This is a genomic window from Streptomyces sp. NPDC001880 (genome assembly GCF_053594575.1).
The window spans coordinates 116,479-139,221 of record NZ_JBSFET010000007.1; the positions used below are offsets into that span (position 1 = coordinate 116,479).

19 protein-coding genes and 3 tRNA genes are annotated in these 22,743 nt (G+C 68.9%); 11 read left to right on the top strand and 11 right to left on the bottom strand.

Annotated features, from left to right (window positions below):
- Positions 1-4: 4 nt before the first annotated feature.
- Positions 5-1,150: a 4-hydroxyphenylpyruvate dioxygenase gene (gene hppD, locus ACWCQ6_RS06750; RefSeq protein ID WP_451086134.1), complete on the bottom strand. Its 1,146-nt coding sequence runs from the start codon at positions 1,148-1,150 to the stop codon at positions 5-7.
- A 134-nt stretch (positions 1,151-1,284) separates the two neighbouring features.
- Between hppD and ACWCQ6_RS06755 the strand changes: the two genes are divergently transcribed.
- From ACWCQ6_RS06755 to ACWCQ6_RS06775, 5 genes are read left to right on the top strand one after another with little or no spacing between them, the layout of a single operon-like run.
- Positions 1,285-1,758 (top strand): Lrp/AsnC family transcriptional regulator, encoded by a 474-nt coding sequence (locus ACWCQ6_RS06755; protein WP_451086136.1) that lies wholly within the window; start codon positions 1,285-1,287, stop codon positions 1,756-1,758.
- A 15-nt stretch (positions 1,759-1,773) separates the two neighbouring features.
- Positions 1,774-2,421 carry an ABC transporter permease gene (locus ACWCQ6_RS06760; protein ID WP_451086138.1) on the top strand — a complete coding sequence of 216 codons (648 nt, stop codon included), beginning with the start codon at positions 1,774-1,776 and terminating at the stop codon, positions 2,419-2,421.
- Positions 2,414-3,685, top strand: coding sequence for an ABC transporter ATP-binding protein (locus ACWCQ6_RS06765; RefSeq protein ID WP_451086140.1), 1,272 nt, complete (start codon positions 2,414-2,416; stop codon positions 3,683-3,685). The genes ACWCQ6_RS06760 and ACWCQ6_RS06765 overlap by 8 nt, the downstream gene beginning before the upstream one ends.
- Positions 3,682-4,581: an ABC transporter permease gene (locus ACWCQ6_RS06770; RefSeq protein ID WP_451086142.1), complete on the top strand. Its 900-nt coding sequence runs from the start codon at positions 3,682-3,684 to the stop codon at positions 4,579-4,581. The genes ACWCQ6_RS06765 and ACWCQ6_RS06770 overlap by 4 nt, the downstream gene beginning before the upstream one ends.
- Entirely contained in the window at positions 4,581-5,561 is a 981-nt protein-coding gene (locus tag ACWCQ6_RS06775) for a glycine betaine ABC transporter substrate-binding protein (RefSeq protein ID WP_451086144.1), read from the top strand. Before ACWCQ6_RS06770 ends, ACWCQ6_RS06775 begins: the two co-directional genes overlap by 1 nt.
- A 119-nt stretch (positions 5,562-5,680) precedes the next feature.
- Here the strand turns inward: ACWCQ6_RS06775 and ACWCQ6_RS06780 are convergent, their stop codons facing one another.
- The 4 genes from ACWCQ6_RS06780 to ACWCQ6_RS06795 all read right to left on the bottom strand — a co-directional run bounded on the left by ACWCQ6_RS06780 (position 5,681) and on the right by ACWCQ6_RS06795 (position 11,443).
- On the bottom strand, positions 5,681-6,469 hold the full coding sequence (locus ACWCQ6_RS06780) for a S16 family serine protease (RefSeq protein ID WP_451086146.1): 789 nt from the start codon (positions 6,467-6,469) through the stop codon (positions 5,681-5,683).
- Between the two features lie 249 nt (positions 6,470-6,718).
- Positions 6,719-7,360: an IclR family transcriptional regulator gene (locus ACWCQ6_RS06785; protein ID WP_451086148.1), complete on the bottom strand. Its 642-nt coding sequence runs from the start codon at positions 7,358-7,360 to the stop codon at positions 6,719-6,721.
- A gap of 334 nt (positions 7,361-7,694) precedes the next feature.
- Complete coding sequence (locus tag ACWCQ6_RS06790) at positions 7,695-9,650, bottom strand: hypothetical protein (protein WP_451086150.1); 1,956 nt, start codon at positions 9,648-9,650, stop codon at positions 7,695-7,697.
- A gap of 179 nt (positions 9,651-9,829) precedes the next feature.
- On the bottom strand, positions 9,830-11,443 hold the full coding sequence (locus ACWCQ6_RS06795) for a hypothetical protein (RefSeq protein ID WP_451086152.1): 1,614 nt from the start codon (positions 11,441-11,443) through the stop codon (positions 9,830-9,832).
- 285 nt (positions 11,444-11,728) lie between these two features.
- On the opposite strand from ACWCQ6_RS06795, the gene ACWCQ6_RS06800 reads away from it, so the two are divergent.
- Positions 11,729-12,259, top strand: coding sequence for a hypothetical protein (locus tag ACWCQ6_RS06800; RefSeq protein ID WP_451086154.1), 531 nt, complete (start codon positions 11,729-11,731; stop codon positions 12,257-12,259).
- Between the two features lie 157 nt (positions 12,260-12,416).
- On the opposite strand, the gene ACWCQ6_RS06805 is transcribed toward ACWCQ6_RS06800, so the two are convergent.
- The 4 genes from ACWCQ6_RS06805 to ACWCQ6_RS06820 form a co-directional block, all read right to left on the bottom strand.
- Complete coding sequence (locus tag ACWCQ6_RS06805; protein WP_451086156.1) at positions 12,417-14,198, bottom strand: DEAD/DEAH box helicase; 1,782 nt, start codon at positions 14,196-14,198, stop codon at positions 12,417-12,419.
- Positions 14,199-14,349: 151 nt separating this feature from the next.
- A complete protein-coding gene (locus ACWCQ6_RS06810) occupies positions 14,350-14,739 on the bottom strand; it encodes a type II toxin-antitoxin system death-on-curing family toxin (RefSeq protein WP_451086158.1) in 390 nt (129 codons plus the stop codon).
- A complete protein-coding gene (locus ACWCQ6_RS06815; protein ID WP_026290595.1) occupies positions 14,736-14,936 on the bottom strand; it encodes a ribbon-helix-helix protein, CopG family in 201 nt (66 codons plus the stop codon). Before ACWCQ6_RS06815 ends, ACWCQ6_RS06810 begins: the two co-directional genes overlap by 4 nt.
- 39 nt (positions 14,937-14,975) lie before the next feature.
- Positions 14,976-16,448 (bottom strand): MFS transporter, encoded by a 1,473-nt coding sequence (locus ACWCQ6_RS06820; protein ID WP_451086160.1) that lies wholly within the window; start codon positions 16,446-16,448, stop codon positions 14,976-14,978.
- Positions 16,449-16,697: 249 nt separating this feature from the next.
- On the opposite strand from ACWCQ6_RS06820, the gene ACWCQ6_RS06825 reads away from it, so the two are divergent.
- Positions 16,698-16,769 (top strand) — tRNA-Cys (locus ACWCQ6_RS06825).
- A gap of 284 nt (positions 16,770-17,053) precedes the next feature.
- On the opposite strand, the gene ACWCQ6_RS06830 is transcribed toward ACWCQ6_RS06825, so the two are convergent.
- Positions 17,054-17,569 (bottom strand): DUF1269 domain-containing protein, encoded by a 516-nt coding sequence (locus tag ACWCQ6_RS06830; protein WP_451086161.1) that lies wholly within the window; start codon positions 17,567-17,569, stop codon positions 17,054-17,056.
- Positions 17,570-18,247: 678 nt separating this feature from the next.
- On the opposite strand from ACWCQ6_RS06830, the gene ACWCQ6_RS06835 reads away from it, so the two are divergent.
- Positions 18,248-18,319: transfer RNA gene (locus tag ACWCQ6_RS06835), tRNA-Cys, on the top strand.
- 111 nt (positions 18,320-18,430) lie between these two features.
- Here ACWCQ6_RS06835 and ACWCQ6_RS06840 read toward each other — a convergent pair.
- The gene (locus ACWCQ6_RS06840; RefSeq protein ID WP_451086163.1) at positions 18,431-19,042 is read right to left on the bottom strand and encodes a hypothetical protein; all 612 of its coding nucleotides are present in this window, start codon (positions 19,040-19,042) and stop codon (positions 18,431-18,433) included.
- 139 nt (positions 19,043-19,181) lie between these two features.
- On the opposite strand from ACWCQ6_RS06840, the gene ACWCQ6_RS06845 reads away from it, so the two are divergent.
- The 3 genes from ACWCQ6_RS06845 to ACWCQ6_RS06855 all read left to right on the top strand — a co-directional run bounded on the left by ACWCQ6_RS06845 (position 19,182) and on the right by ACWCQ6_RS06855 (position 22,742).
- Positions 19,182-19,253 (top strand) — tRNA-Cys (locus ACWCQ6_RS06845).
- A 768-nt stretch (positions 19,254-20,021) separates the two neighbouring features.
- Complete coding sequence (locus tag ACWCQ6_RS06850) at positions 20,022-20,483, top strand: hypothetical protein (RefSeq protein WP_451086165.1); 462 nt, start codon at positions 20,022-20,024, stop codon at positions 20,481-20,483.
- A 12-nt stretch (positions 20,484-20,495) separates the two neighbouring features.
- On the top strand, positions 20,496-22,742 hold the full coding sequence (locus ACWCQ6_RS06855) for a DUF6571 family protein (RefSeq protein WP_451086167.1): 2,247 nt from the start codon (positions 20,496-20,498) through the stop codon (positions 22,740-22,742).
- The last annotated feature ends 1 nt before the right edge of the window (position 22,743 follow it).

A 22,743-nucleotide genomic window follows, 5' to 3' on the forward strand; every position in this document is an offset into this window, starting at 1 on the left:
CGGGTCAGAGGTTGCCGCGCTTCTCCTGCTCGCGCTCGATCGCCTCGAACAGGGCCTTGAAGTTGCCCTTGCCGAAGCCCATCGAGCCATGGCGCTCGATCATCTCGAAGAAGACGGTCGGGCGGTCCTGGACCGGCTTGGTGAAGATCTGCAGCAGGTAGCCGTCCTCGTCGCGGTCGACGAGGATCTTCAGCTCGCGCAGGGTCTCCACGGGCACGCGGGTCTCGCCCGCCCACTCGCCGAGGGTGTCGTAGTACGAGTCGGGCGTGTCCAGGAACTGGACGCCGGCCGCCCGCATCGCCCGTACCGAGGCGACGATGTCGTTCGTGGCGAGCGCGATGTGCTGGACGCCGGCGCCGCCGTAGAACTCCAGGTACTCGTCGATCTGGGACTTCTTCTTGGCGATCGCCGGTTCGTTGATCGGGAACTTGACCTTGAGGGTGCCGTCGGCCACGACCTTCGACATGAGCGCGGAGTACTCGGTGGCGATGTCGTCGCCCACGAACTCCTTCATGTTGGTGAAGCCCATGACCTTGTTGTAGAAGCCGACCCACTCGTTCATCCGGCCGAGCTCCACGTTGCCGACGCAGTGGTCGATGGCCTGGAAGGTGCGCTTGGCCGGGGGCTCGACGATCGGGTCGGCCGCGGCGTAGCCGGGGAGGTAGGGGCCGTCGTAGCCGGAGCGCTCGACGAGGGTGTGCCGGGTCTCGCCGTACGTGGCGATCGCGGCGAGCACGACGGTGCCGTGCTCGTCCTTGACCTCGTGCGGCTCGTCGAGGCCGAGGGCGCCGTGCTCGACCGCGTACGCATAGGCCGCGCGGGCGTCCGGGACCTCGATGGCCAGGTCGACGACGCCGTCGCCGTGCTCGGCCACATGGGCGGCGAGGAAGCGGCCGTGGTCGGTGGCGGCCTTGATGACGGAGGTGAAGACGAAACGCGCCGATCCGTTGGTCAGTACGTAACTCGCCGTCTCGCGGCTGCCGTTCTCCGGTCCGGAGTAGGCGACCAGCTTCATGCCGAAGGCCGTGGAGTAGTAGTGCGCGGCCTGCTTGGCGTTGCCGACGGCGAAGACGACCGCGTCCATTCCCTTGACCGGGAAGGGGTCGGCCTGCCGGGCTGTTTCGGGGGTGGTGTGCAGAGTCTCAGTCATGTCCGAAGGCTCTCTCTGCTTCGCAAGGTGCGCAATAGTTCGTGATTCCGCTGGGCAATCTGTACAGCGGATAAGGATGATGGGCGGGCTATCTGTACATGATGACCATCACGCCCACCCCTTCGGAGAAGACCATGGCGATCGATCGACTGGACGGGCGGCTCATCGTGCTGCTGGCCCGTGAACCCCGCATCGGCGTCCTCGAAGCATCGCGCAGGCTCGGCGTGGCCCGGGGCACGGTGCAGGCCCGGCTCGACCGGCTTCAGTCGAATGGAGTCATCCGCGGATTCGGCCCGACGGTCGATCCGGCGGCGCTCGGCTATCCCGTCACCGCGTTCGCCACGCTGGAGATCAAGCAGGGTCAAGGAGCCGACGTACGGGCCCACTTGGCCGGCGTACCGGAAGTTCTGGAGCTGCACACCACCACCGGGCACGGCGACATGCTCTGCCGTCTCGTCGCGCGTTCCAACGCCGATCTCCAGCGGGTGATCGACCGGGTTGTCGGTTTTGATGGCATCGTCCGGGCCTCCACGGCCATCGTCATGGAGAACCCGGTCCCCCTGCGGATCATCCCGCTCGTCGAGCAGGCCGCGGAGGACGACGACTGAGCCGAGGAGTGGCGTGTGAGCTTCTGGGAGTACCTGGGCAACCGGCACCAACAGCTGCTCACCGATGCGTACCAGCATGCCAGCGCCGTGTTCCAGTGCATGGTCATCGCCACCTTGCTGGGCATCCTGATCGGGGTCGTCACCTACCGCAGCGGCTGGGCGGGGTCACTGGCCATCACCTCGACGGCGACGATCCTCACCATCCCCTCCCTCGCCGCGATCGGTCTGCTCATCCCGCTCGTCGGCCTCGGCGTCGCGCCCACGGTGATCACCCTGACGCTGTACGGGCTGCTGCCCATCGTCCGCAACTCCATCGTGGGGCTACGCGGCATCGATCCGGCGCTGGTCGACGCCGCGAAGGGCATCGGGATGTCGCGGCCGGCCCGGCTGTGCCGGGTGGAACTCCCGCTCGCCTGGCCGCCGATCCTCACCGGCATCCGGGTCTCCACCCAGATGCTGATGGGCATCGCCGCCATCGCCGCATACGCCTCGGGTCCCGGTCTGGGCAACGAGATCTTCCGCGGCATCGCCTCGCTGGGCAGCGCCAACGCGCTCAATCAGGTGCTCGCGGGCACGCTCGGCATCGTCATCCTCGCTCTGCTCTTCGACGCCGCGTACGTACTGCTCGGGAGGCTCACCATTCCAAGGGGGATTCGTGTCTGATACCGCCAACGAGAGCGCGGCCGCCGAGAACGCCGGGACGGGGAGGACCGCGTCCGGTGCGACCATCCATCTGGAGGACCTGACCAAGCGCTATCCGGGCAATCCCAGCCCGGCGGTGGACAGCGTGTCGATGGAGATCAAGGCCGGCGAGACGGTGATCTTCGTCGGCCCGTCCGGCTGCGGAAAGTCCACCACCCTGAAGATGATCAACCGGCTGATCGAGCCGTCGTCCGGGCGGATCAGGATCAACGACGAGGACGTCACCGGCATCGACCCGGTGAAGCTGCGCCGCAAGATCGGCTACGCGATCCAGTCGTCCGGGCTCTTCCCGCACATGACGGTCGCCGAGAACATCGCCCTCGTACCGAAGATGGTCGGCTGGTCGAAGTCGAAGGTGAAGGACCGGGTCGAGGAGATGCTCGATCTGGTGGGGCTCGATCCGCGGGAGTTCCACGGACGCTATCCCCGCGCCCTCTCCGGCGGCCAGCAGCAGCGGGTGGGCGTGGCGCGGGCGCTGGCGGCGGATCCGCCGGTGCTGCTGATGGACGAACCGTTCGGCGCGGTCGACCCGATCACCCGCGACCATCTCCAGGACGAGCTGATCCGGCTCCAGCACGAACTGCACAAGACGATCGTCTTCGTCACCCACGACTTCGACGAGGCGATCAAGCTGGGTGACCGGATCGCCGTGCTGCGGGAGCGTTCGCACATCGCGCAGTTCGACACCCCGGAGGCGATCCTCACCAATCCGACGGACGACTTCGTCTCGGGCTTCGTCGGGGCCGGGGCGGCGCTGAAACGGCTCAACCTCACCCGCGTACGGGATGTGGAGATGGCGGCGTTCCCGACGGTGACCGTCGACGACCCGCTCCAGTCGATCTTCAACAAGCTGCGCATCGGCCCGCACAACGAGCTGTTGATGCTGGACCGCAGGAACCGCCCGTACAAATGGCTGCGGCGCGGCGACCTGATGCGGGCCCGGGGTTCGCTGGCGCGGGCGGGGCAGCTGGTCCACGACACGGTGACGCGTGACGCGACGCTGCACGACGCGCTGGAGGCGGTGCTGACCGACAGCGGTGGGCGGGCCGCGGTGACCGGGCGGCGCGGCGAGTTCATCGGGGTCGTCGACATGCAGACCCTGATGAACTCCGTCCATGAACTGCTGGAGGCCGACCGGCTCGCCGCCATCGAGCACCAGCACGACCTGGAGGAGATGCGCAGCCACCAGACCGAGGCGGAGCTGGAGGGCGGTCCGGGCTCATGACCCCCCACTCACCGTTGAACCACGAGTCCTCCCGCCGGGCGCGCTCCGGGCGCCCCGTCCCCTCCTCCGACAAGGACCGCCCGGCCGGCGAGCACGACGTCAAGGGCCATGCCTTCCGGGACGAGGAGGAGGAGCCCGCCCCGCCGCCGGCCGGTCCGGCGCGCCGGATCACCTGGCGCAAGCTGGTGGTGATGCCGCTCGCGCTGTTGATCGTGCTGCTCATCACCTATCTGTGGATCACCAACGTCCCTCTCGACTCGATCGCGCGGAACTCACTGACCGGCGGCAATGTGCAGCTGCGCTGGTGGCAGCATGTGCGGCTGACCGCGATCTCGACGTTCTGGGTGCTGATCATCGCCATTCCGCTGGGGATCGCGCTGACCCGGCGCAGGCTGCGCAAGGGCGCCCCGGTGGTCACGGCGGTCGCCAACATCGGGCAGGCGACACCGGCGATCGGTCTGCTGGCGCTGCTGGTGATCTGGCTGGGGATCGGTCCTTCGACGGCGATCATCGGCATGGTGATCTACGCGGTGCTGCCGGTCTTCTCCAACACGGTGGCGGGCCTCAAGGCGATCGAGCCGAACCTCATCGAGGCCTCGCGCGGCATCGGCATGTCGGCGACGGGGACGCTCACCAAGGTCGAACTGCCGCTCGCCGTCCCGCTGATCCTGGCCGGTGTGCGCACGGCGCTGGTGCTCAATGTGGGTACGGCGACCCTGGCCACCTTCGTCGGCGGCGGCGGCCTCGGCGACCTGATCACCTCGGGCATCCAGACCCAGCGGATGCCGGTGCTGGTCCTCGGGTCCGTGCTGACGGTGGTGCTGGCGCTGCTGGTGGACTGGCTGGCCTCGCTGGCCGAGCTGGCGCTGACGCCGCGCGGGCTGGAGGTGGGGTGATGGGTCCGCGGAAGGTACGGGCCGGCCTGGTGGGGGCGGTGGCGCTGGCGCTGGTGCTCTCCGGGTGCGGGCTGAAGAGCGGCTCGCCGATGGTGGACGAGGTGGAGCCGGGCTCGGTCGGCGGGGGGAAGCCGCTGGCCGGTGCCTCGCTGACCGTCACCTCGAAGAACTTCAGCGAGAACATCATCCTGGGCCAGATGATCGGCCTGGTCTTCAAGGCCGCAGGCGCGGAGGTCCTGGACCGGACGAACCTGCCCGGCTCGATCAGTGCGCGCGAGGCGATCGTCAAGGGCGACGCGGACGCGATGTACGAGTACACGGGCACCGGCTGGATCACCTACCTGGGCCATGCGAAGCCGGTCCCCGACCCGGTCCAGCAGTGGGAGGCGGTCCGCGACGAGGACCGCAGAACGGGGGTGACCTGGCTGACGCCGTCCACGCTCAACAACACCTACGCGCTCGCCATCAGCCGGAAGAACAACGCGAAATACCACCTGAAGACGCTCTCCGACGTCGCGGCGCTGGCGAAGAAGGACCCGTCGGCGGTGACGATCTGCGTGGAGAACGAGTTCGCCTCGCGCGACGACGGGCTGCCGGGCATGGAGAAGGCCTACGGGATGTCGCTCCCTGCCGCCAACATCAAGAAGATGGACGCCGGAATCATCTACACCCAGGTCTCGAAGTCCAACTCCTGCCTGCTGGGCGAGGTGTTCACCACGGACGGCCGGATCAAGGCGATGGACCTCGAAGTGCTCGTCGACGACAAGCACTTCTTCCCCAACTACAACGCGGCGCCGGTCGTCCACACCAAGACCTTCGAGAGGTATCCGCAGATCGCCGGGCTGCTCGACCCGGTCAGCAGGAAGCTGACCACCGAGGTCGCCCAGGTGCTCAACGCCAAGGTGGACGTGGACGGTCAGGACCCGCACGAGGTGGCGAAGGACTGGCTGATCCAGGAGGGGTTCATCAAGCAGGGCTGAACCGGGAGCCTGCGTCGCCCCGTCCTCCGGGCACCGCCCGGCACTCCCCTGCTCGAGCGCAGCCGAGAGCTTGAGAAGCAGCCCCCGTCGCGCTCCCGCCGGGGGCTACGGGGCAGCGCTCAGCAGCTCGGGACCTTGTGGCCCTGCTCCAGTGCCTTGAGCGAGGACACCGCGCCCTTCAGGGTCGTGACCGGGATCAGCTGCAGCCCCTTGGGGAGCTCGGCGCGTGCCTCCCTGCACTCCGCCTTCGGCACGAGGAAGACGGTCGCCCCGTCGCGACGTGCGGCCTGGGTCTTCAGCGACACCCCGCCGACCGCGCCGACCGCCCCGTTGGCCTGGATCGTGCCGGTGCCCGCGATGGTGCGGCCGCCGGTGAGGTCGCCGCCGGAGCCGTCGCCGTCGAGCTTGTCGACGATGCCGAGCGCGAAGAACAGACCGGCACTGGGGCCGCCCACATCGGCGAGGTTCAGGGTCACATCGACCGAGCCGGGCTTCTTCCCGAGGTAGTTCAGGGCGGCATCGACCGCGGCGTCCTGCGACTTCCGCATGTCCTCGAGGTTGTGCTTCTCGATCTCCTTCTCGGAGCCATCGCTCGGGTAGACGGAGTCATGGGGCAGGACCGCCCGGTCCGTACGGAACCAGCTGTCGACCACATCGCCGAAGCCGACATCGGCGGTCGGCCCGGTCGCGAGGATCGTCGTCATCCGCAGCTCGCCCTCGGTGGGGCGGGTCGGCGCACCCTTGATGCTGATCACGGGCTTGCCGTTGTCGTTCCCGAGCACATTCGCCGTCGAGCCGGGCTGCGCCAGGGTGAACGGCAGCGGTGCGAACGCGGCGACGCCGAACAGGGCGAGGACGGGCAGGGCACACAGAGCGAGGGCGCGGGGGCGCGAGAGACGAGTGAGCACCCGCCCAATCTAACCGGCTGTGGGCTGCCGAGCGCCCCGCCCCGGGGCCACACCAGGCCCGCCCGGTGGCGCATCCGGCCCACCCCCGGGCCACACCCGGCCCGCCCGGTGCCGCATCCGGCCCGCCCGGCGGTTGCGGGCTTCTCCCGGGCAGCCCGGCGTTCGAGGGCGCACCCCCCTGCGGCGGGGGCCGGGGTGTCCAGGGGCTCCCGGCGCGCCAGGACCCCCGCGGGGCCCTGCAGGCCCGCGCTACCGGAGCGCGTCCGCCACCTCGCGGGCGGCATCCACCACGCGGGGGCCGACGCGCTCGGGCACGGAGTCCGTGAGCATCACCACGCCCACGCTGCCCTCGACCCCGGTCACCCCCACCAGCGCCGCCGCGGCCCCGGTGGCCCCTGCCTCCAGCTCGCCATGGGTGAGGGTGAAGGCGGTCTCGCCGACCGGCTTCTGGCGGGCGGCGAGGATCGCCCGGCCCGCGGCGCCCCGGTCCAGCGGATGGCGGAAACCCGCCCGGTAGGCCACGTGGTAGTCCGTCCAGGTCGGCTCGACGACCGCGACGGCCAGCGCGTCGCTGCCGTCGACCAGCGTGAGGTGGGCAGTGGCCCCGATGTCCTCGGCGAGCGACCGCAGTGCGGGCAGCGCGGCTTCCCGTACGAGCGGATGCACCTGGCGGCCCAGGCGCAGCACACCCAGGCCCACTCTGGCCCGGCCGCCCAAGTCGCGGCGCACCAGGGCGTGTTGCTCCAGGGTGGCGAGCAGGCGGTAGACCACGGTCCGGTTGACCCCGAGTTTGTTGGACAACTCGGTGACGGTCAGGCCGTGGTCGGTGTCGGCAAGCAGTTTGAGGACCCTCAGGCCCCGGTCGAGCGTCTGGGAGGTTTCCGCGGTCACGACGCCCCCTCCTCTTTGATGAGCGGCAGCGGCCGGTTCCCACGGAATGTGCGCCGCCGGTCCCAGCGGCGACGCACGGAGAGGCCGCCGGCCTAACCAGGCACCGGCTGCGCCCCGGAGCGGCTCTGCCACGGGGCGTTCATTTTTTGGACAGTAGCGAGCGAGTCCGCTCAGCGGAAGACCTCGTCCAGAATCCGGGCGTCGCCGGAGGGAGAGTTGGCTTGAAGCAGCATAAGCGCCGGTCAGCGCGGCGTCGGCCGAATCCTGGAGGTCTACGCGCGTCCAGGTCGGCCGACGCCTTCACGGCACTTCACGCACCAGAAGTGAACTTTCGTTAACGCACCGTGAACGACTGCTGCACAGTTTTGCCGTTCACGAGCACCTCACAGGCCCGGATCGACTTCGTCGCCGGGTCACGGACGGTGAAGTCGAGGGCGAAGGTGCCGTCGAGTCCGATGACCCGGGTGACGTACGAGTCGGCGGTCTGTTTCCCGTCCGCGGTGCGGCCCGTCACGGAGACCGTGGCGACGGGGGCGAATCCCCGTCCGGTCACCTGGACCGCCGTGCCGACGGGTCCTTCGGGCGGCGAGAGCGCGAAGGACGGTCCGGCGGGCGTGGTGCCGTCCTGGACGGTGAACGCCGCCGTCTCGGTCCGCGGGTTGACGAGGACCTCCCGGACCCGGATGGCGACGGTGTCGGTGGCGTTGACCGTGAAGGTCTGCGAGAACGCGCCGTCCAGCCCCACCACCTTGGTCTTCGCCGGGTCGGACGTCTGCGAGCCGTCGGCCCGCAGCCCGACGATGGACACGGTCGCGACCTTCGCGAAGCCCTGCCCGACGACGGTGACCGCCGTGCCCTTCGGACCGGCCGACGGGGTGAGCACGACGAAGGACGGGGCGACGGTCAGCGGGGTGAGCGCCTGCGCTCCCCCGGCGGTGACCTGGAGCGCGTACACGGCACGGGGGGTGGATCCGGCGACGGTGACCGTGCCGGCGAGCGTTCCGTCGGCGCCGATCCGGAGGGTGGAGCCGCTGATCCGGGCGCTGTCGCAGGAACCGCCGTCGGCGGTGCAGAGCGCGGCGGTGGGCGTGGTGCCGGTCGGCCAGTCACCGCCTGAGAGGGCGATCGTCCCGCCCGGCTTGACCTTCGCCGCGCCCGCGGAGAGTGTCGCGGAGGCGTCGGTCACGGTGAACGGTGTGGTCAGCACAGTGGCCGGATCGTTTCCCTCGTCGACCTGGATCGCGGCAATGGCCGGAGCGGAGACGGTGAACTCGGCGCTGAACGTGCCGTCGGAGGTGCTCTTCACATAGACGGCGGTGTCGTCGAGCGTCGCCCCGCCCGCGTCCAGGCCGACGATGTTGATCCACCGGTCCTGGAAGTAGTTGCTGCCGGTGACGGAGATGACGCTGCCGACCGGCGCACCGGCGCGGGAGAGCGCGATGGCCCGTGGACCGGCGGGAACGAAGGCCTTGACGGTCAGTGGCGCGGTCGCCTCCTTCGTACCGTCGCCGACCTTCACCAGGTACGAGCCGTCGGGCACGGCGCCCGCGGCGGCGAGCACCGCGCTGCCGGTCAGTTCCCCGGAGCCGCTGATCGCAAGCGTGTTGGAGACGAACTTGGCGGGGTCGCAGCCGCCGCCGTCCGCCGCGCACAGCGACGGAACGGGGGTGGCGCCCGCAGTCCACAGGCTGCCGGACAGGGTGACGGCGGTGGACGGCCGGACGGCGGTGGCGGGCGCGGTCAGGGTGGCCGGATGGCCCGCGGTGCCCTCGGCGGTCACCGTGCCGATGGAGCCGCCGCCGCTCACCACGTCGCACGGGGTCTCGTAGGTGGAACCGAGCACCTTCGTACGCGTCAGATTGCGTACCGGGGTGAAGGAGATCGGGCCGCTCGCGGTGGCGGGGATGATGAAGTCCCCCTCGTACGGCGGGATTTCGATGGGCTTGCCGGACGGGATGTCGAGGTTGACCTGGGGGCCGGTGACGGTGACCGTGCCGGTGGCGCCGCCGGACATGGCGAGGTCGATGCTGGGGGTGGTGGGCACGTCGTTCAGGCTGAGGCCGCTGGTGGCGGGGGACGGGCCGAGGGTGACCTTGGCGTGGACCTTGCCGCCCGGGTCGACGATCGACGGCGACAGGTCGACGCTCATCTGCTGCGGCCCGGTCGCCTCGCCCTGACCGGCGGGCAGGGCGCAGTGGACGGTCGGGGTGACGGTGCCGGCCTCGGCGGCGGGCGCGAGTGCGAAGGTGCCACCGGTCCAGACGAGCACGGCCCCGGCGGTGAGGGCCACGGCACGGCGTAACGCCGTACCCGGTCTTCCGGTGCTTCTCGATTTTCGGGCGGGCATGCTGCTCCTCCATGGGTGTCGTCCGCTGCTGCGGGAATTCTCCGAATTCGGAACGGCGACGCCCGCCCGCTCCGATGCGACAGGGAGCGGGCGGGCGCCTCCGGGATTATTCGTCTCCGTGTTCAGAGAAGGGTGAGGGTGAGAGTGGCGCTGTAATCTCCGGGCCGGGTGAATCCGGGAACGGTGAGTGCGAGGTCGGCGTCGGCGTCGAACCGGCCGCCGGTGAACGGACGGGAACCGTCCGGATCCATCCGGCAGAGGCTCGCCGCCCCGCTCCCGAGCGTGGCGGGCGATCCGGCCACCGGCACCCCCACGCTGCCGTTCTGCGCCGTGCACCGGGGCGTCCAGCGGACGGCGCCGGCCGGGATGGTGTCGCCGTCGGCGCTGGTGAAGCCGGTGAGGGTGGCGGTCAGCGACCAGCCGCTGTCGACGCCGCGGGCGTCCTCCACCTCGACCCGGTTGAGCCGGGAGCGCTGCACCCCGCTGCCGGTGCCCAGGACCGTCGTACCGAAGTCGACGGTGTCACCGTCCTGGACCATGGACAGTGTCCCGGCCCTGACCGAGGTGTTCAGTTTCTGGTCGGCGCTGCCGCCCTCTCCTCCGCCGGTGGAGACGGTGAACGGGGCGGTCCGTACGGTCGCCGGATCGTTGCCCTCGTCCGCCTGGACGGCGACGACGGCCTCGGAGACCACGGTGAACTCGACGGAGAAGGTGCCGTCCGGGCCGCTCTTGACGTAGACCGCGCTGTCGTCGAGCCCGGTGCCCGAGGCGTCGAGGCCGATGACATTGATCCAGCGGTCCGGGTTGTAGTTCTTGCCGCTGACCGTGATCACGCTGCCGACCGGGCCGCTGCTCCGCGACAGCGAGATCTCGCGGTCACCGGCCGCGACGGCCTTGACGGTGAGGGGGGCCGTGGCCTCCTTCGTGCCGTCGTTGACCTTCACCTCGTACGTGCCGTCCGGCACCGCACCGGCCTGGGCGAGGGTGGCCGTGCCGGTCAGCGTCCCGTCACCGCCGACGGTGAGCGTGTTGCCGCTGAACTTCAGCGGATCGCAGCCGCCTCCGCCCACCGCGCAGAGCGAGGGCACCGGCGTACCGCCCGGCGTCCAGCCCGAACCCCCGAGTGTCACGGCGGTGTTGGGGCGTACCGGGTCGGCGGGCGCGATCAGGGTGGCGGGCTCGGAACCGGTGCCCTCCGCCTTGACGGTGCCGATGCTGCCGCCGCCGTCGACGACGTCGCACGGCGTCTCGAAGACCGAGCCGAGCACCTTGGTCTGCGTCAGCGTACGGACCGGGGCGAAGGAGATGTCTCCGGAGGCGTTCGCGGGGACCAGGAAGTCGCCCTCGTACGGCGGGATTTCAATGGGTGTGCCGGACGGGATGTCCATGGTGATCTCGGCGCCCCGGACCGTGACGGTGCCGGTCGCGCCGCCGGACATGGCGAGGTCGATGCTGGGAATGGTCGGCACGTCCTCCAGAGGGAGGCCGCTGGTGGCGGGGGACGGGCCGAGGGTGACCTTGGCGTGCACCTTGCCGCCCGGGGCGACGACCGCGGGCGACAGCTCGACGGTCATCTGCTGCGGCCCGGTCGCCTCGCCCTGACCGGCGGGCAGGGTGCAGTGGACGGTCGGGGTGACCGTCCCGGCGGCCCGCCCGCCGGCCGACGGTGCGGCCTGGGCGCTCGCCCCTGCGCAGCTCAGCGACATCACGAAGCAGGCAGCGAGCAGCCCGGTCACGCCGGGTCTTCGTCGTCGTATCACCAGACACCCCTCCATGGCCCATTGATTGCGCACATTGAGGAGGCCAGGTGCCAAGAAGTCAAGAGAGAACTGATTGATCCTTATTTGAAATGCCCGAAAAGCATTTCCTTGGGAATTTCAAGTGCGTCTGTGGACATCTCTTGACTTCTTTGAAGATCACAGTTTCACTGCTGCCGACATGCCGGGCCCGGCACGCAGATCCACTTCTTCAGCTCTTCGGTGAATCTGCGGAATTCAGAACCGGAAGGAGTTCCCCCCGTCATGTCGTCGAATCGAAGACACATCCCCCTGATGCTGGCCGCGGCCTGTTCCGTGGCCGGCGCGCTCGCCCTGGCTCCGACGGCCCAGGCCGTGACTCCGCTCACCGCGACGGCCACGTACGACTGCGGCGCCTGGGGCAGCGGTCTCGCCACCCTGACCGCCGCCGACTCGGGCACGTCCAAGACCATCAAGATCACGTCCACCGCGATCACCATGCCGGCCGGTACCAGTGCCGACCCGAACAGCATCACGACGACGCTCAAGCTCACCAAGACCTCGGGCGGCGTCACCAGCCAGGTGCAGTTCTCCGGGAAGACCAACCCCGGCATGAGCGGCGGCAGCCCGATCACCCTGGGCCCGCTGAAGCTCACCTCCGGCACCCTGGCGGCGGGGGACAGCACGAACTCCGTGGTGCTGCCCACTCCCCCGAGCGCCACCAACTGGTCACTGCAGATCGTGGCCTCGTCCCCGACCTCGGCCACGGTTCCGTGTGTGGCCACGACGAACCAGTCCGCCCCGCTCGTCTGGTAGCCGCGTTCGTCCGGTGACCCCGCCGTTCCTCCGGCAGTCGCGCCACCCTCATCCGCACGCACGAAGCCGGCCCGGGGCGAGGACCGCAGTCCCGTCCCGGGCCGGCGAAGGGCACAATCGATTCAGAAGGGCGCACTCAACTCGGCGGCGGGCGCGCTCAGTTCATACGGGTGGCCCACTCCTGGACCTTCTTGATCCGCTGCTGGATCTGCCCGGCCGTGGCCTCCGCGCTCGGCGGCCCGCCGCACACCCGCCGCAGCTCGGTGTGGATCACCCCGTGCGGCTTGCCGCTCTGGTGCGTGTAGGCCGAAACCATCGTGTTGAGCTGCTTGCGCAGTCCGAGCAGCTGCTTGTGCGTGACCACCGGCCGTGCCTCGGCCGGCTTCTCCAGCAGATCGGCCTCGCCGGCCGGCTTCTGGCGGCTGTGCGCGATCTGCCGGGACTGCCGCTTCTGGAGCAGCAGTTGCACCTGGTCGGGTTCCAGCAGCCCGGGAATCCCCAGGTAGTCCTGCTCCTCCTCGCTGCCGGGGTGCGCCTGCATGCCGAATTCGGCACCGTCGTACAGCACCCGGTCGAAGACCGCGTCGGATTCGAGGGCCTCGAAGGGCAGCTGATCCTCGGTCTCCTCGTCCTCCAGCTTCTCGGCGTCGGCGAGGAGCTTGTCCTCCTCCGCGAACGGGTTCTCCTCGTCGCTGCCCTTCTTGGGCTTGTCGAGGACGTGGTCCCGCTCGACCTCCATCTCGTTGGCGAAGTCGAGCAGCATCGGAATGGTCGGTACGAAGACCGAGGCGGTCTCGCCCCGCCTGCGCGAGCGCACGAAACGCCCGACGGCCTGCGCGAAGAACAGCGGCGTGGAGATGGTGGTGGCGTACACACCCACGGCGAGACGCGGCACGTCGACGCCCTCCGACACCATGCGGACCGCGACCATCCAGCGGGAGTCGTCCGCGCTGAACTGGTCGATCTTCTTCGAGGCGGCCTTCTCGTCGGAGAGGACCACGGTGGCCTTCTCACCGGTGACCCGCTTGAGGATCTTGGCGTACTCGCGGGCCGATTCCTGGTCGGTGGCGATGACCAGCCCGCCCGCGTCCGGAATGCCCTTGCGCACCTCGGTCAGCCGCTTGTCGGCGGCGCTCAGCACATTGGGGATCCACTCGCCGGTGGGCGACAGGGCGGTGCGCCAGGCCTGCCCGATGGCGTCCTTGGTCATCGGCTCGCCGAGCCGGGCGGCGATCTCGTCGCCGGCCTTGGTGCGCCAGCGCATGTTGCCGCTGTAGCTGAGGAAGATCACGGGCCGGACGACGCCGTCGGCGAGCGCGTTGCCGTAGCCGTAGGTGTAGTCGGCCGAGGAGCGCCGGATGCCGTCGTTGCCCTCCTCGTACAGGACGAAGGGGATCGGGTTGGTGTCGGACCGGAACGGCGTACCGGTGAGCGCGAGCCGCCGGGTGGCCGGGTCGAACGCCTCCTGGCATGCCTCGCCCCAGGACTTCGAGTCACCGGCGTGGTGGATCTCGTCGAGGATGACGAGGGTCTTGCGCTGCTCGCAGCGGTTGCGGTGCAGCATCGGCCGTACGCCGACGCCCGCGTAGGTGACCGCGACGCCGTCGTACTCCTTGCTCAGCGGACCCGCGCTGTAGTCGGGGTCGAGCTTGATGCCTATCCGGGCCGCTGCCTCGGCCCACTGCTTCTTCAGGTGCTCGGTCGGCGCGACGACGGTGACCTGCTGCACGACGTGGTGGTGCAGCAGCCATGACGCGAGGGTCAGCGCGAAGGTGGTCTTCCCCGCGCCGGGGGTGGCGACCGCGAGGAAGTCGCGCGGCTGCTCCTGGATGTACTTCTCCATGGCGCCCTGCTGCCAGGCTCGCAGCTTGCCGGCCGTGCCCCAGGGGGCGCGGCCGGGGAAGGCGGGTGAGAGGTGGTGGGAGGCGGTAGTAGTCACGGTCTCCGGTTCGGGTCTCTCGGGTACGTGGGGCGCTGTCCGTACGTGCCGGGACAGGCGCGCACGCGATACGACAACCGGGCCACCCTACCGGGGGGCCGGGCGTGAACCGTCTTTGACTGCGCTGCCCCACGGGGAACTGCGATCGCTGTCACACGTCGTCGACGACCAGCTCACGCAGCCCCTGAGAGATGGCTTTCACCTCGTCCATTTCCCCTGTGGCCACCGCGATGACCAGGCGTTCCGCGGCATCGATGTCCGGATGCAGATCCACCCCGTTCATCGCGAGAAAGGTCATGCACGAGAGCCAGGCCGTGCGTTTGTTGCCGTCGAAGAACGGGTGGTTGATCGCCAAGGACTGCAGGAGCGCGGCGGCCTTGTCGATCAGGTCCGGATAGGCCTCCTCGCCGAACATGGCTGCGGAGGGGCGGTGTGCCGCCGATTCCAGGAGCCCGGCATCGCGCACGACGACGTGCATGTCCGAGCAGGCATGATCGGCGATGACGAGGATGTCCTCGGACGTCAGATAGACACAGGTCACTTGAGCCGCTCCATGAGCTCGCTCCACTTGGCCGCCTGCTCCTTGGCCGTCTTGCGGACGATGGCCTGTTGAGCCGTCCTGGCCAGGTAGTCGTCCACGGCCTGCAGCAGTATGGCGTGCATGCTGGTCCCCTCCTGCTCAGCGCGCTGCTTGAGGGCTTCGGTCTGGTCGTCACGAAGACGCAGGTTCATAGCCATACCAAAACGGTACCATCAGATGGGGCCAGAGTGGTACCACTACCGCGTCCGCACCCGGGTCGCCACCCACGCCCCCACCAGCGCCACCCCCGCCATCGGCAGGAAGACCGCCGCGAACGCCCCCGGATGGGACCCCGCCGCCCCCGCTTCCGCCGCTTCGTGCACGGCCCCCACCGCACCGCCGCCGAGCGCGGCGAAGGCCGCCCCGCCCGCGGCCAGCAGCAGCACGTTCGACAGCCCGTCGGAGATCTGGAGAGCGGCCGAGTTCGCCCCCGCCTCCTGGGGCGCCGACAGCTTCAGCAGCAGCACACTCGTCGACGCGATCACCATACCCATACCGAAGCACCCGAAGGCCCAGGCCACGGCCACGGTCCAGACCGGCACCGAGTCGATCAGCACGGACGGCGCGGCCGCTATCGCCGCGGCGACCAGCACCATGCCGCCCACCATCAGTCGCTCCCGGTACGGTTCGAGCCGCGGCCGGGACTGTACGTACGAACCGAGCGCCCAGGTCCCGCCCCCGGCCGCGAGCGAGAGCCCGGCCAGCGTCGGGCTCAGTCCGCGCTCGGTCACCAGCATCAGCGGTACGAACGACTCGGCGGCGATGAACGACCCGGCCGCCACCCCGCGCAGCAGCACCACCGAGGGCAGCCCGCGCGCCGCCCGGCCGGTCCCCGGGGGCAGCAGCCCGCGCACGGCGGGGACGAGCAGGGCGACCCCCACGACGGCCGGAAGCAACGCGAACCAGTCCAGCTCCTGCCCCGCGTACTGGAGCAGCCCCGCCCCCACCGAGATCCCGAGCGCGAGCAGGATGCGGCGCCGGTCGTACGGCTCGACGGGCGCCGCCGGATCGGCCGGCCCCGACGCCCGGCGCCGGATCGCGGGCAGCGCGAGCGCCAGCGGGAACACCACCAGGACGGGGATGCCGATGAAGACCCACCGCCACCCCAGGTGCTCGGTCACGCTCCCGGCGACGAGCGGCCCGACGACCGACGGAATCACCCAGCTCGCGGCGAACGCGGCCATGATCGACGGCCGCAGACGCTCCGGATAGGCCCGGCTGATCACCACGTACAACGCCACGATCACCAGCCCGCCGCCGAGCCCCTGCACGGCCCGCCCGGCAATGAACATCCACATGCTGCCCGCCGTACCCGACAGCAGCAGCCCTGCCGCGAACGCACTGATCCCGGTGGCCAGCGGCGCGAGCGGCCCACGCCGGTCCGCCCACTGCCCGGAGAGCACCATGGCGAAGAGGCTGGTCGTGAAGTACGCGGAGAACGCGAACGCGTAGAGCGGAATGCCGTGCAGTTCATGGGCGGCGACCGGCATCGCGGTCCCCACGGCCGTCGCCTCGAAGGCGATCAGGAACACGACGGAGACGATGCCGACACTGAGCGCCCGATAGGTCCCCCCGAGCACCCCTTCTCCGGGTTCGGACTCGGTGGCGACGGCAGCGTCCGCGGCAAGGGGAGGGACGTCGACGCCGTCACACGGTTCCAAGGCACTCATGCGCCCAAGCGTAAGGGGCACAATCTCATTTGGACCCTGTCGTAAGACGGTCCCCCGGTCGTCTCTTGGTCGTAGGACCACGACTGTCGGCCACAGGGCCACTGCTGTTGGTCACAGGGCCACGACGCCCCGCATGACGCCTGCGCCCCCCGATCGTGAACGCGGCATGGCAGTCACGTTGCAGCCCGCCCCACACCCTTGAGCACCCGCGCACCCGCCCCTACGGTCGAACCACGACAAGGAACACACGGCCGTGTGCCCGAGTGGTTCAGGGGCTCGACTGCAACTCGAGTTACACCGGTTCGAATCCGGTCACGGCCTCCGCGGCAAGCCTGCCCGGCACGCGTCATCTGTCGCGCCGGGCGGGCGTAGGCGATTTCAGGAACAGCCCTGAGCCTTGAGCGCGGACGGTACGAAACAGTTGACGAATTCCTTCAGCGCTTCGCGGCGGTCGGCGATCCTCGGGTACCGGCTTGGATTCGCCGAGTTCGACAAGGATGGCGCACTTCCGCGGGGAACCCTGATCTGCGCCGGGTACCCACATACGAAAGGCGACCGCCCTGCGCGCGGCGCGGGCAGTCGCCTTCTCTCGTACGGTCCGGAGATCAGGAGGCGATCGTCGTCTCTTCCTTGAGCGCTTCCTTCACCATTTCCCGCAGGAGTGCCTCGTCCTCCTTGCTGAGCGAGGTCTGGACGAGCTGACCGCCGAACTTAACGATCTCGGGGACGACCTTGTCGCGGGCGGACTTCCTGACGAGCACGAAGACGGCGGCGGCGCCGGGCCGGAGATTGGCGCTCAGCTCCTTCATGAAGTCGTCGTTGACACCGGTGTCGACGGCGGACCCTCCGGCGGCGCCGGCCGCGGCACCCACCGCGGCACCGAGGAACGGCGCGAGGAAGAGCAGCCCGATGACGCTTCCCCACAGCGCGCCGCCCGCGGCACCGGTACCCACGTGGTTGACGGCCTGATGCAGCTTGATCTTGCCGTCCTTTTCACGCCGCTCGACGACGACGACGTCCTCCAGCTCGACAAGGTGCTGGCGGTTCATGGACAGCAGCTTGTCCCGGACCTGGTCGGCGGTGGCGAGGTCCTCGTAGGCGATGACGAACAGATTGCTCATACGGCTGATTCCTCCTAGTTGGGCACTACCGCCCCTAACTATAGGAAAAAATGCAAAATAGATCACATTCGCCCCCTCCTCACCCTGACGTCCTCCGCCCCTCCGCCCCTCCGAGGCCCCACCGCCCACTGCCACTCGCGCACCACCGGCGCCTGGTTGAGCCACGCACACCCCACAGCCCAGCCCTCTCGCCATGACCATGACCACCGAGTGCGTGGCGGCTGCACAGGCATACCTCAACGCCTCGATATCGCCTTCGGGCTTCTTGAACGCCGTCACCCGCTCGACGTTGACGACCATCAGCACCGCCCTGATGCCATTACCTTCTGTGTTCAGTCCATCGCGTCACCCGAACCAGGCAGACAGCGGATCGTGGACCGACAGCTTCGGCCCACGACTTCCACCCGCCATCAGCCGGCCCCCGGGTCGCTGCCCTGCCAGCCCTCCCGGTTGTTGCCGGACGCAGACCTGCTACTTCGGCGTGAGCACGGGGCCTTCGGCTTCGGCGTGAGTACGGGGCCGTCGGCAGACCGCCGTTGTTCTCGCAGCCGAGTTCCTTCACCGGCTTGAGCGAAACGGCATGCGTGAACGCGGCATGGCAGTCACGTTGCAGCCCGCCCCACCCCCTTGAGCACCCGCGGACCCGCCCCTACGGTCGAACCACGACAAGGAACACACGGCCGTGTGCCCGAGTGGTTCAGGGGCTCGACTGCAACTCGAGTTACACCGGTTCGAATCCGGTCACGGCCTCCGCAGGCAAAGCCGCCCGCCCCCGGGGACGTTCCGGGGTGGGCGGCTTTCCGGCGCGTGCCACGGTGTCCCGGTAAGCTTTCGAAGCCCGGCCAACGTGCCTGCCTGTTATCAAGTCCGCGGCGTCAGATCCGGCTTCTCCGGAAGGCCGCCATTGTTCTCGCATTGCAACTTCTTGGCTACGGCAAGGGACGCGGCATGCATAACCTCCATATTGGCGTCGAAATGCTCGGGCGTGCTCTGCGCGGTGGCCTTCGGGTGGTAGAAGCGGCCGCTGACACGCAGCGGACGTTCCTTCGACCCTTCGATCTGGGGACTCACGCACTCGAAATAGAGGGAGGCACCCCGAGGAGCCGCCTGAGACCTCTTTCCCATTGTGTAATAGTGCCCATCCTTCACATCGGGATCATTCAAGTCCTGCGGCGCGTACATGTCGAAGCTGATCCTCGTTTTGTCCGCCAGCGCAGCTCTCTTCGGGGACAGCGTGCACAACTCACCCCCCGCAGCCCAGCGGTGCCCCGATGCGTAACCGGCCTTGAGCCCCTCAACTACCCGGTCGTAGCCCTTCGTGCCCGTCCAGGCGAACGACGTCGCGCCCGTGACGGACTCGACCTTCTTCGCCAAAGGCCCTTCGAACAGGCCATCACACACCTCCTCCGCGCCAACGTAATCCGGCGTCTTCTCCTCGCCCCCGCACCCAACCGCACCGACACCCACAGCCATCACCAAACCTGTGATGCACCATGCCCGCCTGAACTGTCCCGCTCTCGTACGACTTACCACGACAGGCATTGCGGCCCGCCCCACACCCTTGAGCACCCTCGCACCCTCCCCTACGGTCGAACCACGACAAGGAATATACGGCCGTGTGCTCGAGTGGTTCAGGGGCTCGACTGCAACTCGAGTTACACCGGTTCGAATCCGGTCACGGCCTCCGCGGCAAGCCCGCCCGGCACGCGTCACACATTGCGCCGGGCGGGCTTTCGGCAATTTCAGGAACAGCCCCGGTCCTTCAGCATGGACGGTACGAATCCGTCGAGGAATTCCTTCAGCGCTTCGCGGCGGTCGGCGACCCCTCGGGCACGGGCTTGAATTCGCCGAGTTCGACAAGGACGGCATATTTCCGCAGGGCCCTGGTAAGCGCATTCCTCCGCTTCGAACACGAACCGTCCCAGAATGTTCGTGCCCCGGAACTGCGCACCTTCCTGCAGCCCGGCGTCCTTCCCAGCCTGAGATACTGGTCCGCGCCGCCAAGGGGATCGGCGTCCGTTTTCATCACGTCCCCGAGGACGGACAACGCGGGGCGTTCGTCGCCAGTGAGCGCGCACCGGGGGCTGCCGGGTGCCTAGCCGGATTCCCGCTCCGCAAGCTTCTTCCCGTTCGGCAGCGGCGGCGTGTCCGCGCGGATGTCGACATCGCACAGCCAGTCCAGTACGGAGCAGCTCCCCTCGCCACCACCACAGGTCGGAAGCGGCCGCGTGGCGGGGGAGGAGCCGCGGTGCACGTTGCTCCCGATGCGGCTCGCCCGCAGCCCGGTGATGCCTCTCCCACCGCTGACATGGCCTTTCGCGTATCCAAGGCGCAACACGGCTCGCACGTGAAGAACCCGCACATGTGATCGATCGCCTGTGGTGGATAGTCGATCACGTCGGTAGCGTGGTCCGCTGGGCAGCTTCCGATCAGGGACATAGGGGTGTCGACGATGTCGTTCGCAGACGAGTGGGGCGCGGAGAAGGCCGCCGTCGCCATGAGGCTGAACCAGGCCGACAGCACGGGCAGTTCGACGTCGGCGAAGGGAACGGCCGACTACGTGGTCCCGGACGACGAGCTGGGGGACATCGGCCACACCGCATATGGGCTCTTCAACGGCCTCCAATCGGGCGGCAAGCACGCGAACGCGGCGAGCGAGACCGCCGGCACGAGCCTGAAGGGTGACGGCTTCGACAGCGGCGCGGCGCTCGCCGAGGTGAACCGGACCTGGGAGACGCAGGTGAAGACCCTCCTCCAGGCATGCGCGCACATCTCCAACCACCTCGACTACACGAAGTCCTCGAGCAAGGCCGAAGACGACCGGATCGGGGCGCAGTTGCGCATCGTCGGCGCCGTCGCCCCGGGGGCCGACGGGGCTGTTCCCGTCTCCCGGATCGACAAGTACTTCCGGTAAGGAGCCGCCCTCATGCCCACCTTCGAGCAGCTGCTCAACGTCAGACTCGCCCCGCTCGACACCGCGGTCACCCAGTGGGCCGAGATGATCAGCAAACTGACCGCCCTCCAGACCGACGCATCGGCCATGAAGACCAAGGCCGACAAGTCCACCTGGAAGGGCGAGAACGCCACCGTCACCAAGGAGTTCGTCACCAAGACCGCCAAGGAGTTCAGCGACGCCGTCACCGAGGCCGAGTCCGTACGCGACCTCCTCAAGGACGCCCACGCCCTCCTCAAGTCCGCCCATGACGACCTCAAGGATGCCTACGAGAACCCGCCACCGGGCATCACCATCTACCCCGACGGTGTCCTCAGTCACCGCGTCCACCCCGACCGCCGGTCCAAGGACAGCACCGAACCCATCGCGACCGAAGCGCAGTTCGACGCGCTGCGCAGCAAGCTCGAAGGCATCCTGAAGCGCGCCAACGAGGCCGACGAACTCTGTGCCTGGGGTCTGCGGGCGCTGATCCGGAACCACCCCAACGACTTCGGCAGCACCGACCTCGGCGGTGTCGCCGACGCCAAGAAGTTGCGCGCCGAGGAGAAGCAGCAGGCGGCGAACGGCCGCGAGGCTGCCAAGCTCTACGCCCGTTGGGAACACCTCGACGGCAAGGAGCGCGAGCGGCTCCTCACGCTCGTCGAGGGCGGGAAGGACTCGCCGGCGTTCTCCGCCGAGCTCATGCAGAACCTCAGCTACAACGGCCGCGAGGACCAGGAGGCACTGCTGCTGCTCGCCGGCGGCCTGGAGGGCGGCGGCCGCGACGGCCAGGTCTCCGCCACCGACGCCCGCCTCTACAAGGCCCTGTCCGGCAGCCTCGCCACCGCCACCGGCCCCGACTCCCCGATCGGTTCGCCCGGCGGCGTCACCTCCGCCTGGACCGACCGGCTCATCGCCACGGCCCGCGACGGCAACGGCCTGCCCCGCCAGCATCCAGGGCAACTCGGGGGCGGGGCGGCCGGCCTGAGCGCGCTGACGAAGTTGATGGCCGCGGACTTCAACAGCGACGAGGTGTACGACCCGAACAAGGACCCCAAGGAGAAATCATCGCCTTGGAAGAAGGACGAGGGCGACCCGGTCTACAGCGAGGCGTTCCTCACCGAGGTCGGCGACACCATCCGCGAGTGGGAGACGAGCAACGACGACGCCTACGACGGCGTCATGAAGAACTGGCAGGGCACGCAGGAGGACCCGATGAAGGGCCTGCTGAACGCCATGAGTCGCAACCCGTCCGCCTCCACCCACTACTTCGACCCCAACACCACGGACAACCTGAAGTACTTCATGGACGACCGGAAGTGGCCGGGCGGCGATGTCGAGAGCAAGATGCCGACGGAGACCCAGTACACCTCGGCCCGCGCCGAGTTCGGCCTCGCGCTCGAGGCCGCGGCCACCGGCCGCGTACCCGGCTCGCCGATGCACCCGGTACCCGCTCACCACGACGGCGCCGAGACCGCGATCTTCGAGCGGGTGATGAGCGAGTACACGAAGGAACTCAGGACGGACCAGGGCGCCGTCCCCGTGTCCATGCGGCTGCCAATGGCCGACATGATCGCCGACTACGGCTCCGACGTGCACCAGATCCTCGGCAAGAAGATGGACGGGCCGACCGACTTCAACCAGCTCGAGATCGACCGGGGCGACCTCACCCGGCTCATCCGCGGCACAGCGGAGGACCCCAACGCCTACAAGATCATCCACGCCTCGCAGAGCGTAGTCACCGGTGAGGGGCTTGCGCGCTTCCCCGAGGAGTCCTTCCGCAAGGAGGACCCGGAGCTGCGGGCCTGGGTCAAGCAGTCCGCGTCGGTGCTCGGTCACCTCGACGGCGTGCGCGGCGACGTCATCTATGACCTGGGGCAGGCTGAGAAGGACGCCAACAACTGGAAGAAGATGGTCAACTACCACGTCGTGGGTGGACTGCTGACTCCCATCCCGATCGTCGGCGACGGGGTCCAGCGCTCGGTGGACTGGGCTCTGACCGATTCCCAGAACGACGATAACGCCAAGGTCGACGCCAAGACCCGCGAAAACATGATCAAGCATTACGACGAGGGCCAGAAGCAGATGTACGGCACGTTGCGCAGGATGGCGAAGAAGCGCGGGCTCACGGACGAGGAGCTGGATGCGAGCCCCGGCGAGTACGAGGACCACCTCCAGGCGATCACCGAGCAGTGGTACCAGAACGGCATGGAGGACGCCGACAAGTGGATGGGACAGTAAC